Source organism: Streptomyces sp. NBC_00727, assembly GCF_045161745.1.
Lineage (GTDB): Bacteria > Actinomycetota > Actinomycetes > Streptomycetales > Streptomycetaceae > Streptomyces.
Genome location: NZ_CP108981.1, coordinates 2,098,300 through 2,110,830, shown reverse-complemented (window position 1 = coordinate 2,110,830; position 12,531 = coordinate 2,098,300). Strand labels below are relative to the sequence as shown.

The following is a 12,531-nucleotide window of genomic DNA, read 5'->3' as shown; positions in this document are numbered from 1 at the left end:
ACACATGGCACACAAGAAGGGCGCATCGTCCACCCGGAACGGGCGCGATTCCAATGCTCAGCGGCTCGGCGTGAAGCGCTTCGGCGGCCAGGCCGTCAACGCCGGTGAGATCCTGGTCCGCCAGCGCGGCACCCACTTCCACCCGGGCACGGGCGTCGGCCGTGGCGGCGACGACACGCTGTTCGCCCTCGCCGCCGGTGCGGTCGAGTTCGGCACGCACCGTGGCCGCAAGGTCGTGAACATCGTTCCGATCGCCGGCTGAATTCCCGGCGCTCGTCGAGCGGTATGACGTGGAGGCGGACCTCACTTCCTGTGAAGGGAAGTGGGTCCGCCTTTCGCGTGTTGTCCCTACGGGGGCGAGCGAAGTATTTCCGCAGGTATGCAACTGGAGGTTCCACCCATGACCACCTTCGTGGACCGCGTCGAACTGCATGTCGCCGCGGGTAACGGAGGCCACGGCTGTGCCTCCGTTCACCGTGAGAAGTTCAAGCCGCTCGGCGGCCCGGACGGCGGCAACGGCGGCCGTGGCGGTGATGTGACCCTGGTCGTCGACCAGTCCGTCACCACGCTTCTCGAGTACCACCACCACCCCCACCGCAAGGCCACCAACGGCCAGCCCGGCGCCGGCGACAACCGCACCGGCAAGGAGGGCCAGGACCTGGTCCTGCCCGTGCCGGACGGCACCGTCGTCCTCGACCGCCAGGGCAACGTGCTCGCCGACCTCGTCGGCCAGGGCACCGCCTTCGTCGCGGGCCAGGGCGGCCGCGGCGGCCTCGGCAACGCCGCGCTGGCCTCCGCCCGCCGCAAGGCCCCCGGCTTCGCGCTGCTCGGCGAGCCCGGCGAGGCGCGGGACATCGTCCTGGAGCTCAAGACCGTCGCGGACGTGGCCCTGGTGGGGTACCCGAGCGCCGGCAAGTCCTCGCTGATCTCGGTCCTGTCGGCCGCGAAGCCGAAGATCGCGGACTACCCGTTCACCACGCTCGTGCCGAACCTGGGCGTGGTCACCGCGGGCAGCACCGTCTACACCATCGCCGACGTCCCGGGCCTGATCCCGGGCGCCAGCCAGGGCAAGGGCCTCGGCCTGGAGTTCCTGCGCCACGTCGAGCGCTGCTCGGTGCTCGTGCACGTACTGGACACGGCGACGCTGGAGTCCGACCGCGACCCCGTCTCCGACCTCGACACGATCGAGGAGGAGCTGAAGCTGTACGGAGGTCTTGAGGACCGGCCCCGCATCGTCGTCCTGAACAAGATCGACATCCCGGACGGCCAGGACCTCGCGGACATGATCCGGCCCGACCTGGAGGCGCGCGGCTACCGCGTCTTCGAGGTGTCCGCCGTCGCCAGGACCGGGCTCAAGGAGCTGTCCTTCGCCCTGGCCGGCGTCATCGCCGAGGCGCGCGCCGCCAAGCCGGTGGAGGAGGCCACCCGCATCGTCATCCGGCCCAAGGCCGTGGACGACGCCGGGTTCACCGTCACCCTGGAGGAGGACGGCGTCTACCGGGTGCGCGGCGAGAAGCCGGAGCGCTGGGTGCGCCAGACCGACTTCAACAACGACGAGGCCGTCGGCTACCTCGCGGACCGGCTGAACCGGCTGGGCGTCGAGGACCAGCTGCGCAAGGCCGGGGCCCGGGCGGGCGACGGCGTGGCCATCGGCGCCGAGGACAACGCGGTCGTCTTCGACTGGGAGCCGACCGTGTCGGCCGGTGCCGAGATGCTCGGCCGCCGGGGCGAGGACCACCGCCTGGAGGAGCAGCGTCCGGCCACCCAGCGCCGTCGCGAGCGCGAGGCCGAGCGCGACGAGGCCGTCAAGGAGTTCCAGGACTTCGACCCGTTCGCGTAGAGCGGCCGGCGTCCACGAGGACGACCGCGGTCCCGGCCCCTTCCGTATGACGGAGAGGGGACCGGGACCGCGGTCGTTGTACGAGGCCCGTCAGGCGCGGGCGGTCGCCTCGGTGGGGGAGGGGACCGGCGTCCGCCCGGCGAGCGGGACGACCGGCAGCAGGGCCTCCTCGCCCAGGAACACCTTGCGCACCACGCGCTCGGCGGCCCGCCCGTCGTCGTAGTCGCAGTAGCGCTCCCGGAACGCCGTGCGCAGCGCCGCCGCCTTCTCGTCGCGCCACTCGTCCGAGCCCAGGATCGCGGTCAGCCGCTCCTGGGTCGTCGCGACGGCGCCCGGCGGCTCGGCCATGAGGTCGAAGTAGGTGCCGCGTACCACCCGGTAGGTGTCCCAGTCGTCCGCGTGGATGACGATTGGCCGGTCCAGGTTGGCGTAGTCGAACATCGCCGAGGAGTAGTCGGTGATCAGGGCGTCCGCCGCGAGGTAGAGCTGCTCGACGTTCCCGTGGCCGGAGACGTCGATGATCCGGCCGCCGGCCTGGAGCTCGGCGAGCCGGCCCGCGGGCTTGTAGAAGTAGTGCCCGCGTACCAGCAGGGTGACGTCCGGGCCCAGGTCCTCGGCCAGCTGCGACAGGTCGAGCCGGGGCGCGAAGGACTTCTCGTACTCGCGGTGGGTCGGCATGTACAGGAAGGCGGTCGTGCCGTCGGCCAGGCCGAGCTCCTGACGGGCCTTCACGACGTCCGCCGCGGTGGCGTTGACCAGCACGTCGTTGCGCGGGTAGCCGGTCTCCAGCGTGGTGTACCGGCAGGGGTAGACCCGCTCCCAGACGGTGGTGGAGAACCGGTTGGCGGACAGGCTGTAGTCCCAGCGGTCGCACCGGTTCAGCAGCTTCTCCATGTCCATGGAGGTGGACGCGGGGTACTGCGCCTGGTCGAGGCCCATCGTCTTCAGCGGGGTGCCGTGGTGGGTCTGGAGGTGGATCTGGCCCTCGCGCTTGACGATGGTGTCGCCGAAGTTGACGTTGTTGGTGAGGTACTTGGCGCGGGCCATGACCGCCCAGTAATCGCGTGAGCCGACGATCACCTTCTCGACGCCCGCGGGGACCCGGTCGCGGTGCTCGGAGCGCACGGCCCAGACGCGGCGCACCCGCGGCGCGAGGCGGCCCAGCTCGGCCTCGATCGCGGCCGGGTTGCAGGAGTACCCGCGCCCCCAGTACGCGGAGAACACCGCGAGGTTCTCGTCCAGCGGCATCCGCAGCTGGGACCGGTAGAACATGCCGAGGGCGGCCCGCTTGGCCCGGCCGACGCGGGCCTGCCCGCCCAGCCGGGCGCGGTGGCGGACGTTGTTGGCGCGGGTCAGGCCGTAGAACGCGGAGTACGAGTCGATGCCGAGCAGCGCGTACTTGTAACCCCGCCCGCCCGGCGGCCGCTCGAAGCCCTCCGGCAGGCGTGCGCGGTAGTCCTTGGCGGCCCGGTGGAAGAACTCGCCGCGTGCGTTGCGCGGCAGCCGGCCCGGCTTCTCCAGCACGGTCAGGAAGTGGTCGACCATTTTCCGGAAGAGCGCCGGACGCCAGGAGTCGAACTCGGGCCGCTCGTCCAGGAAGGCGAACACCCGGTCGTACTGGTCGAAGACGTCGAAATGTTTCCGGCTGACCGTGCGGAGGATGTTGCCGCCCTCACGCCGCTGCCGGTAGAGCACGCAGGAACGGTCCAGCACCGCGATGCGCTCCGCCGCGATGAGCGAGCTGTACGTCCACGGCGCGTCCTCGTAATAACCGGGCGGGAACCGGAAGCCGTGCCGGGTGACGAAATCGCGGCGGTAGGCCTTGTTCCACACGATCTGCAGCAGATCCAGCAGCTGCGGGCGCTCCGCGAGCGAGAAGACGGCCGGGCCGTCCTCGGTCATCAGCTCGGCGCGCTTGTTGCGCAGGTGCCGCCCGTCCCAGTACGTCCGGGTGTAGTCGTAGACCAGGACGTCCGGGTCGTCCGTCGCGTCCAGCCGCGCCGCGATGGCCGCCAGCGAACCCGGCGCCAGGGTGTCGTCGCTGTCCAGGAAGAGGACGTAGTCACCGGCCGCCAGCTCCAGACCCGCGTTGCGCGCCCGGCCCAGGCCCACGTTCTCCGTGAGGTGCAGCACGCGCACCCGGTCGTCACGCGCCGCGTAGGTGTCGAGGATCGCGCCGGAGCCGTCCGGGGAACAGTCGTCGACGCCGATGACCTCGAAGTCGGCGAAGTCCTGCCCGAGCACGGAGTCCAGACACTCTCCGATGTACCCCTGCACGTTGTACGCAGGCACGATGAGTGTCAGTCGAGGCATCGTCCACCAGTTCCAGAGGGCTGTCCGAGGGTCTGTTACGAGGGGCGCGGTCGGACCGTGCAACAGTGGTCGGCGTCCGGCTCCCGGACAGCGTAATTGATGGCCCCGGCCGCCCTCGGGGGGTGCCCAGGGGCGTCCACGTAGGGTGGAACGCCGACGGGGTTCAGCATCCGACAGGAGACGCACGACATGACCTGGATGGTTACAGGCGGGGCGGGGTACATCGGGGCGCACGTGGTGCGCACGATGCTTGCGGGTGGTCAGCAGGTGGTCGTGTTCGACGACCTGTCCACCGGCAGCGCCGACAAGGTCCCCGCAGGGGTTCCCCTGGTGACCGGCAGCGTTCTCGACCGCCGGGTCCTCGACGCCGCGATCCGCGAGCACGGGGTGACCGGTGTCGTGCACATCGCGGGCAAGAAGCAGGTCGGCGAGTCCGTGGAGCGTCCCCTGTACTACTACAAGGAGAACGTCACCGGCCTGGAGGTCCTGCTGGAGAGCATGGTCGCCGGGGGCGTCGACCGGCTGGTGTTCTCCTCGTCGGCCGCGGTCTACGGCATGCCCGACGTCGAGCTCGTCACCGAGACGACGCCGTGCGCCCCGATGAGCCCGTACGGCGAGACCAAGCTCGTCGGCGAGTGGCTCATCCACGCCGCCGCCAGGGCCCACGGGCTGCGCTGCGCCTCGCTGCGCTACTTCAACGTGGCGGGCGCGGCCGAGCCGGAGCTGGCCGACGCCGGGGTCTTCAACCTGATCCCGATGGTCTTCGAGCGCCTGGAGGCGGGCGAGTCCCCGCGCGTCTTCGGCGACGACTACGCGACGCCGGACGGCACCTGCATCCGCGACTACATCCACGTCGAGGACATCGCCTCCGCCCACCTCGCGGCCGCCCGCCGGCTGGAGTCCGCCGAGGCCGGGACGGACCTCACGCTGAACATCGGCCGCGGCGAGGGCAGCTCGGTGCGCGAGATGGTCGACCGCATCCTCAAGGTCACGGGCAACGAGGACACCGCCGCCGAGGTCGTGGCGCGCCGCCCCGGCGACCCGGCCCGCGTGGTCGCCGGCGCCGACCGCATCCGCGCGGAGCTGGACTGGTCGGCGCGGTACGGCGTGGACGAGATGATCGAGTCCGCCTGGCAGGGCTGGCGCCTGCGCCACCCGTAAAAGCCGCACGAAGGGCCCGGCACCGCTCCACGGGGAGCGGTGCCGGGCCCTTCGCGTGCCGTCAGGCGGTCCGGGTTACGGGCGACCACCACTTTTCCTCCGGATGTGGGGGCAATGGGTGGCAGAGGCCCGTTTTGTCACGGAAGTGCGGCCGCATCTCAGTATGGTCGGCCGATAGGTCGCGGCTACGAAGCGGCCACCGTCTCATCGGCCACATCTCATCGTGGGGGCAGAAACTGTGAAGGCTCTCGTACTTTCCGGTGGGGCGGGCACCCGGCTTCGTCCCATCACCCACACCTCCGCCAAACAGCTGGTGCCGGTGGCGAACAAACCGGTGCTGTTCTACGGCCTGGAAGCCATCGCGGAAGCCGGGATCACCGAGGTCGGCATCATCGTGGGCGACACCGAGGAGGAGATCCGGGCGGCGGTCGGCGACGGTTCCCGCTTCGGCATCGACGTCACCTACATCCGGCAGTCCGAGCCCCTCGGCCTCGCCCACGCGGTCCTGGTCGCCCAGCGCTTCCTGGGCGACGACGACTTCGTGATGTACCTGGGCGACAACTTCATCGTCGGCGGGATCGCGGACCTGGTCGAGGAGTTCCGCGCGGACCGGCCCGACGCGCGGATCCTGCTGACCCGGGTGCCCGACCCGGCCTCGTTCGGCGTCGCGGAACTGGACGGGGACGGCAGGGTGGTGGCCCTGGAGGAGAAGCCCGAGCACCCCAAGAGCGACCTCGCGCTCGTCGGCGTCTACCTCTTCACCCCGGCCGTCCACGAGGCCGTCCGCTCGATCCGCCCCTCCTGGCGCGGCGAGCTGGAGATCACCCACGCCCTCCAGTGGCTGATCGACCGGGAACGCGACGTGCGCTCCACGATCATCCGGGGCTACTGGAAGGACACCGGCAACGTCACCGACATGCTGGAGGTCAACCGGACCGTGCTGGAGAGCGTCGAGCCGTCCACCGAGGGCGCCTACGTCGACGGCGAGAGCGAGATCATCGGCCGCGTGCTGATCGAACCGGGCGCCCGGGTCACCCGCAGCCGGATCGTCGGACCCGCCATCATCGGGACCGGTTCGGTGATCAGCGACGCCTATGTCGGCCCGTTCACCTCGGTCGCCCGGAACTGCCGCATCGAGGACAGCGAGATCGAGTACTCCATCGTGCTCGGGGGCGCGTCCATCGACGGGGTACGGCGCGTGGAGGCGTCGCTGATCGGCCATGACGTCGAGGTGACGCCCGCGCCCCGCAGCCCCTCCGCCCACCGACTCGTCCTCGGCGACCACAGCAAGGTGCAGATCTCCTCATGACCGCGTCCCGCATCCTCGTCACCGGCGGTGCCGGCTTCATCGGCTCCCACTACGTCCGTACGCTGCTCGGCCCGGGCGGCCCCGGGAACGTCGCCGTCACCGTGCTCGACGCCCTCACCTACGCGGGCAACCCGGCCAACCTCGACGAGGTCCGGGACCACCCCGGCTTCTCCTTCGCGCACGGCGACATCTGCGACGCGGAGCTGGTGGGGCGGCTGACGGCCGGCCACGACCAGGTGGTCCACTTCGCCGCCGAGTCCCACGTCGACCGCTCCATCCACGGCGGCGCCGCCTTCGTCCGTACGAACGTCGTGGGCACCCACACCCTGGTCCACGCCGCGCACGAGGCGGGCGTCCGCACCTTCGTCCACGTCTCCACCGACGAGGTCTACGGCTCCATCGACGAGGGCTCCTGGACCGAGCACGAACCCCTCGCCCCCAACTCCCCGTACTCCGCCTCCAAGGCGTCGAGCGACCTCATCGCGCTGGCCTACCACCGCACCCACGGCCTCGACGTCCGCGTCACCCGCTGCTCCAACAACTACGGGCACCACCACTTCCCCGAGAAGGTCATCCCGCTCTTCGTGACCAACCTGCTGGAGGGCCGGCCCGTCCCGCTCTACGGGGACGGCGCCCACGTACGCGACTGGCTGCACATCGACGACCACGTCCAGGGCATCGAACTCGTCCGCACCAAGGGCCGCCCCGGCGAGGTCTACAACATCGGCGGCGGCACCGAACTCTCCAACAAGGAGCTCACCCGGCTGCTCCTGGAGGCGTGCGACGCCGACTGGGACACCGACGTGATCCACGTCGAGGACCGCAAGGGCCACGACCGGCGCTACTCCGTCGACTGCACCAAGATCCGCGAGGAGCTGGGCTACGCGCCCCGCAAGGACTTCCGCACCGGCCTCGCCGAGACCGTCCGCTGGTACCGCGAGAACCGCTCCTGGTGGGAGCCGCTGAAGGAGAGGGCCGCCCTGTGAACCGGCGCTGGCTGGTCACCGGGGCGGGCGGCATGCTCGGCCGGGACCTGACGACCGCTCTGGCCCGTGCCGGCGCCACCGTCTTCGCGGCGGACCGCACGGCCCTGGACATCGCCGACCCGGCCCGCGTCCGCGCCGCCTTCGACGCCCACCGGCCCTCCGTCGTCGTCAACTGCGCCGCCTGGACCGCCGTCGACGACGCGGAGAGCCGGGAGGAGGAGGCGCTCCGGGTCAACGGCACCGGCCCCGCCGTCCTCGCGGACGCCTGCCGCGCGCACGGCAGCGTCCTGCTGCACGTCTCCACCGACTACGTGTTCGCGGGCGACGCGGACCGGCCGTACCCGGAGGACGCCCCGACCGCCCCGCGCGGTGCCTACGGCCGCACCAAGCTGGCCGGCGAGCGCGCGGTCCTGGAGACCCTGCCCGACACGGGCCACGTCGTCCGCACCGCCTGGCTCTACGGCGCGGGCGGCGCCAACTTCGTCCGTACGATGATCAGGCTGGAAGCCGTCAAGGACACCCTCGACGTGGTGGACGACCAGCGCGGACAGCCCACCTGGACCGCCGACCTCGCCTCACGCCTGGTCCTGCTGGGCCGCGCCGCGCTCGACGGCACCGCGCCGGCGGGCGTCTACCACGGCACCAGCGGCGGCGAGACGACCTGGTACGGCCTGGCCCGGGAGATCTTCCGGCTGCTCGGCGCCGACCCGGCCCGCGTCCGCCCGACCAGCAGCGCCGCCTTCGCCCGCCCCGCGCCCCGGCCCGCGTACAGCGTGCTCGCGCATGACCGCTTCACGGCCGCCGGCATCGACCCCGTCCGCGACTGGCGTACGGCGCTGCACGCGGCCTTCCCCGCACTGCTCGCCGCCGAACGCCCCACTCAGCCGGCGGCCGGGCTGAGCGGGGCGTTCGGCGGCGAGCCCGACCTGACCCCCGGGACCGCCGGGCCGCCCGCCCGCAGCCGCGCGTAGTACGCCTCGCACGCCGCGTACGAGGGCAGCAGCCCCCGCTCCCCGGCCTCGGCGAGCGTCGGGGCCGAGGCGTCCTTCGGGGACAGCAGCGGTGCGATGTCCGCCGGCCACTCGATGCCCAGGTCCGCGTCGAGCGGGTCGACGCCGCGCTCGCGCTCCGGCGCGTACCCCTCGGAGCACAGGTACAGCACGCACGCGTCGTCCGTCAGCGCCATGAAGCCGTGCCCGAGGCCCTCCGCGAGGTAGACCGCCCGGTGATCGGTGTCGTCCAGCCGGACCGCCTCCCACCGCTTGTACGTGGGCGAGCCCGCGCGTACGTCCACGATCACGTCGAGCACCGCGCCCCGCACGCACTTCACGTACTTCGCCTGGCCCGGCGGCACGTCCGCGAAGTGGATCCCGCGCAGCGTGCCCCGGCGCGAACTGGAGAAGTTGGCCTGCGCGAGCCCCAGTTCGTGACCGGCCGCGGCGCCCAGGTCCGCCGCCCTGAACCACTCGTGGAAGCTGCCGCGGCCGTCCGGGATGACCTGGGGCTCGTGCACCCAGGCCCCGGGAACGGAGAGCCGGCGCATGCGATCACATCCTCTTCGCGGTCCGCGGGACCTCCTGCCGGCCCCGGTACCTCTGTCCAACGAGTCCGCGGACCGAACGGACACGGAACGGGACGCACCGGTACGTACGGGGTTCCACGGTACGGAACGCGAAGGCGCCGGAATCCGCTCTCGCGTAGATTGCGGGGTCCAGCGAGCCAACTTGGGGGACCGGGTGTCAGGGGCAAGGCAGGGCGTCACAGAAGCCCGCAGGATCGTGGTCAAGGTCGGTTCCTCCTCCCTCACCACCGCCGCCGGGGGCCTCGACGCCGACCGGGTCGACGCGCTCGTCGACGTACTCGCCAAGGTCCGCGACGGCGGCGAACGCGAGGTCGTCCTGGTCTCCAGCGGCGCCATCGCGGCCGGCCTCGCCCCGCTCGGGCTGCACCGCAGGCCCAAGGACCTGGCCCGCCAGCAGGCCGCCGCCAGCGTCGGCCAGGGGCTCCTCGTCGCCCGCTACACCGCCTCCTTCGCCCGCTACGGCGTCCGCGTCGGCCAGGTCCTGCTCACCAGCAACGACACCAGCCGCCGCGCCCACTACCGCAACGCCTACCGCACCCTGGACCAGCTCCTGGACATGGGCGCCCTGCCCGTCGTCAACGAGAACGACACCGTCGCCACCGACGAGATCCGGTTCGGCGACAACGACCGGCTCGCCGCCCTCGTCGCCCACCTGGTCCGCGCCGACCTGCTGGTCCTCCTCTCCGACGTGGACGGCCTCTACGACGGCGACCCGAGCATCCCCGGCACCACCCGCATCGCCGAGGTCACCGGCCCCGCCGACCTGGCCGGGGTCAGCATCGGCAGCGCCGGCAAGGCGGGCGTCGGCACCGGCGGCATGGTCACCAAGGTCGAGGCCGCCCGGATCGCCACCGCCGCGGGCGTCCCCGTCGTGCTCACCTCCGCCAGCCACGCCGCCGACGCCCTCGCGGGCCGCGACACCGGCACCTACTTCCACCGCACCGGCCGCCGCTCCGCCGACCGGCTGCTCTGGCTCGCCCACGCCTCGACCCCGCGCGGCGCGCTGACCCTGGACGACGGAGCGGTGCAGGCGGTCGTGGAGCGCCACAGCTCGCTGCTGCCCGCCGGGATCGCGGCGGTCGAGGGCGACTTCACCGCGGGCGACCCGGTGGAGCTGCGCGACCTGAAGGGCCGGCCGGTGGCCCGCGGGCTCGTCAACTTCGACGCCAAGGAGATGCCGCAGCTCCTCGGCCGCTCCACCCGGGACCTCGCCCGGGACCTCGGCCCCGCCTACGAGCGCGAGGTCGTACACAGGGACGATCTCGTCGTCCTGCACGGCTGACACACCCCTGAAACGGCTGAAAGTCCAGCCATCGGACGGAGACCTTCACGAAAACCGCCCCAGACCGGGCCGCGGACTGGTCCACTTTGTAGCAGGGAAACTGCGGGGTACAGCAAGGCAACACATCACAGGAGGCCGCCGGTGAGACGAGCGCGCCCGGGGGCGCCGCCCCGAGGAACGGGTGGCCGCACCCTGACCAGTGTCGGTGCGGGGTCCGGTTTCGACGGGAGCGGGCCCGTGGACCGGACGGACGAGCGCACCACCGCCCGGCCGGAGCCGAGACCGGCCGGCCATGAGCACGCCCCGTCGAAGCTGTGGCACATCACCCTCTGCGTCTCCGGGACCGAGTTCCCGCTGAAGGAGGTCAGACGCGGTCTCGAACAGCTCGCGCACGACCACCCGTTCCTGCTGACCAGCCGTTATGCCAACGACCACGCGGAGATCCGCTACTGGGAGGAGGCCCGCGACCTGCACGACGCGGCGGCGGTGGCCCTGCGGCTGTGGGGCGAGCACCGCTCCAGCGCCGGCCTGCCGCCCTGGGCGATCGTCGGCCTCGAAGTCATCGACCGCGAGACCTACCACCAGCGCGTCGCCGAGGGGTACGGACCGCCCCCGGCCGCCCCGGTCGGCGTCCACCCGTACTGACCCGGCCGCAGCCGGTGGGACGGCCGTCTCGCATCACGGGATGCGTGCGGAATGCCCGCAGTGTGCGCACTACTCTGCGGGCATGACCACGCTCTCGCCGTACGACAACATGTCTCCCGTGGCCCAGGCCGCCTACCGGGCCCGCTCAGCGGCCGCCGACATCGCGCCACTTCCGCGCGCGGCGAAGGACGACGCGCTCCTGGCGATCGCGGACGCGCTGGAAGTACGGACGAGCGACATCCTCGCGGCCAACGCCGAGGACGTGGCCCGCGCCCGTGAGGCGGGGACCAGCGAGTCCGTCGTCGACCGGCTGACCCTCACCCCCGAGCGCATCCGCGCCATCGCCGCCGACGTACGGGACGTCGCCGCCCTGCCCGACCCGGTCGGCGAGGTCGTGCGCGGCTCGACCCTTCCCAACGGCATCGACCTGCGCCAGGTCAGGGTGCCGCTCGGCGTCGTCGGGATCATCTACGAGGCCCGGCCCAACGTGACGGTGGACGCCGCGGCCCTCTGCCTGAAGTCCGGCAACGCCGTCCTGCTGCGCGGCTCCTCCTCCGCCTTCGCCTCGAACACCGCCCTGGTGCGGGTCCTGCGCGACGCGGTGGGCGGCTCCGGGCTGCCGGCCGACGCGGTGCAGCTGGTCCCCGGCGAGAGCCGCGACTCGGTGCGCGAACTCATGCGCGCCCGGGGCCTCGTCGACGTGCTCATCCCGCGCGGCGGCGCCTCGCTGATCCGCACGGTGGTCGAGGAGTCCACGGTCCCGGTCATCGAGACCGGCACCGGCAACTGCCATGTGTACGTCGACGCGCAGACCGACCTGGACATGGCCGTGGAGATCCTGGTCAACTCCAAGGCCCAGCGCCCCAGCGTCTGCAACGCCGCCGAGACCCTCCTCGTCCACAAGGACATCGCCGACGCCTTCCTGCCGCGCGCCCTGGACGCCCTGGCCGAGGCCGGGGTGACCGTGCACGGCGACGAGCGTGTGCTGGAGTACGCCGAGGGCTCCAAGGCCGCGGTGGTGGCGGCGACGGCCGAGGACTGGGAGACCGAGTACCTCTCGTACGACATCGCGGCAGCCGTCGTGGAGTCGCTGGACGCGGCCGTGGCGCACATCCGGCTCTGGTCCTCCGGGCACACCGAGGCGATCGTGACCACCTCGCAGGCCGCGGCGCGCCGTTTCACCCAGCTGGTGGATTCCACCACGGTGGCCGTCAACGCCTCGACCCGGTTCACCGACGGAGGCCAGTTCGGGTTCGGCGCCGAGATCGGTATCTCCACGCAGAAGCTGCACGCCAGGGGCCCCATGGGCCTGCCGGAACTCACCTCGACCAAGTACATCGTCACCGGCGACGGCCACGTGCGATGACTCCCGGCCGGGGCGAATCCGCCGTCTCCCTGCCCAAAGCGGTCTCG

At 72.0% G+C, this 12,531-nt stretch carries 11 protein-coding genes; 9 read left to right on the top strand and 2 right to left on the bottom strand.

What is annotated here, in order from left to right; all coding sequences use genetic code 11:
- Nucleotides 1-4: 4 nt before the first annotated feature.
- Both rpmA and obgE read left to right on the top strand, forming a co-directional pair.
- Nucleotides 5-262, top strand: a complete 258-nt coding sequence (rpmA, locus tag OG242_RS09445) for a 50S ribosomal protein L27 (RefSeq protein WP_018103204.1) — start codon at nt 5-7, stop codon at nt 260-262.
- Nucleotides 263-400: 138 nt separating this feature from the next.
- On the top strand, nt 401-1,840 hold the full coding sequence (obgE, locus tag OG242_RS09440) for a GTPase ObgE (protein ID WP_405897716.1): 1,440 nt from the start codon (nt 401-403) through the stop codon (nt 1,838-1,840).
- Between the two features lie 90 nt (nt 1,841-1,930).
- On the opposite strand, the gene OG242_RS09435 is transcribed toward obgE, so the two are convergent.
- The gene (locus OG242_RS09435; protein ID WP_405897715.1) at nt 1,931-4,153 is read right to left on the bottom strand and encodes a CDP-glycerol glycerophosphotransferase family protein; all 2,223 of its coding nucleotides are present in this window, start codon (nt 4,151-4,153) and stop codon (nt 1,931-1,933) included.
- A gap of 189 nt (nt 4,154-4,342) precedes the next feature.
- Here OG242_RS09435 and galE point away from each other — a divergent pair, with 189 nt between their 5' ends.
- From galE to rfbD, 4 genes are all read left to right on the top strand, one after another.
- Complete coding sequence (galE, locus tag OG242_RS09430; protein ID WP_405897714.1) at nt 4,343-5,314, top strand: UDP-glucose 4-epimerase GalE; 972 nt, start codon at nt 4,343-4,345, stop codon at nt 5,312-5,314.
- Nucleotides 5,315-5,552: 238 nt separating this feature from the next.
- Entirely contained in the window at nt 5,553-6,623 is a 1,071-nt protein-coding gene (locus OG242_RS09425) for a glucose-1-phosphate thymidylyltransferase (protein WP_405897713.1), read from the top strand.
- Entirely contained in the window at nt 6,620-7,609 is a 990-nt protein-coding gene (rfbB, locus tag OG242_RS09420; protein WP_405897712.1) for a dTDP-glucose 4,6-dehydratase, read from the top strand. Before OG242_RS09425 ends, rfbB begins: the two co-directional genes overlap by 4 nt.
- Nucleotides 7,606-8,580: a dTDP-4-dehydrorhamnose reductase gene (gene rfbD / locus OG242_RS09415; RefSeq protein WP_405897711.1), complete on the top strand. Its 975-nt coding sequence runs from the start codon at nt 7,606-7,608 to the stop codon at nt 8,578-8,580. The genes rfbB and rfbD overlap by 4 nt, the downstream gene beginning before the upstream one ends.
- Here rfbD and OG242_RS09410 read toward each other — a convergent pair.
- On the bottom strand, nt 8,490-9,152 hold the full coding sequence (locus tag OG242_RS09410) for a dTDP-4-dehydrorhamnose 3,5-epimerase family protein (protein WP_405897710.1): 663 nt from the start codon (nt 9,150-9,152) through the stop codon (nt 8,490-8,492). The two genes, rfbD and OG242_RS09410, sit on opposite strands and share 91 nt — an antisense overlap.
- A 235-nt stretch (nt 9,153-9,387) precedes the next feature.
- Between OG242_RS09410 and proB the strand changes: the two genes are divergently transcribed.
- The 3 genes from proB (at nt 9,388) to OG242_RS09395 (ending at nt 12,484) form a co-directional block, all read left to right on the top strand.
- Entirely contained in the window at nt 9,388-10,473 is a 1,086-nt protein-coding gene (gene proB / locus OG242_RS09405) for a glutamate 5-kinase (RefSeq protein WP_405897709.1), read from the top strand.
- 141 nt (nt 10,474-10,614) lie between these two features.
- Complete coding sequence (locus tag OG242_RS09400) at nt 10,615-11,118, top strand: hypothetical protein (protein ID WP_405897708.1); 504 nt, start codon at nt 10,615-10,617, stop codon at nt 11,116-11,118.
- 82 nt (nt 11,119-11,200) lie between these two features.
- A complete protein-coding gene (locus OG242_RS09395; protein WP_405897707.1) occupies nt 11,201-12,484 on the top strand; it encodes a glutamate-5-semialdehyde dehydrogenase in 1,284 nt (427 codons plus the stop codon).
- Nucleotides 12,485-12,531 lie beyond the last annotated feature (47 nt).

What these genes read in the sequence shown, in the direction of transcription:
- rpmA (WP_018103204.1), top strand. Translation starts at nt 5, where the DNA reads ATGGCACACAAGAAGGGCGCATCGTCCACCCGGAACGGGCGCGATTCC.
- obgE (WP_405897716.1), top strand. Translation starts at nt 401, where the DNA reads ATGACCACCTTCGTGGACCGCGTCGAACTGCATGTCGCCGCGGGTAAC.
- OG242_RS09435 (WP_405897715.1), bottom strand. Translation starts at nt 4,153, where the DNA reads ATGCCTCGACTGACACTCATCGTGCCTGCGTACAACGTGCAGGGGTAC.
- galE (WP_405897714.1), top strand. Translation starts at nt 4,343, where the DNA reads ATGACCTGGATGGTTACAGGCGGGGCGGGGTACATCGGGGCGCACGTG.
- rfbB (WP_405897712.1), top strand. Translation starts at nt 6,620, where the DNA reads ATGACCGCGTCCCGCATCCTCGTCACCGGCGGTGCCGGCTTCATCGGC.
- OG242_RS09410 (WP_405897710.1), bottom strand. Translation starts at nt 9,152, where the DNA reads ATGCGCCGGCTCTCCGTTCCCGGGGCCTGGGTGCACGAGCCCCAGGTC.
- OG242_RS09395 (WP_405897707.1), top strand. Translation starts at nt 11,201, where the DNA reads ATGACCACGCTCTCGCCGTACGACAACATGTCTCCCGTGGCCCAGGCC.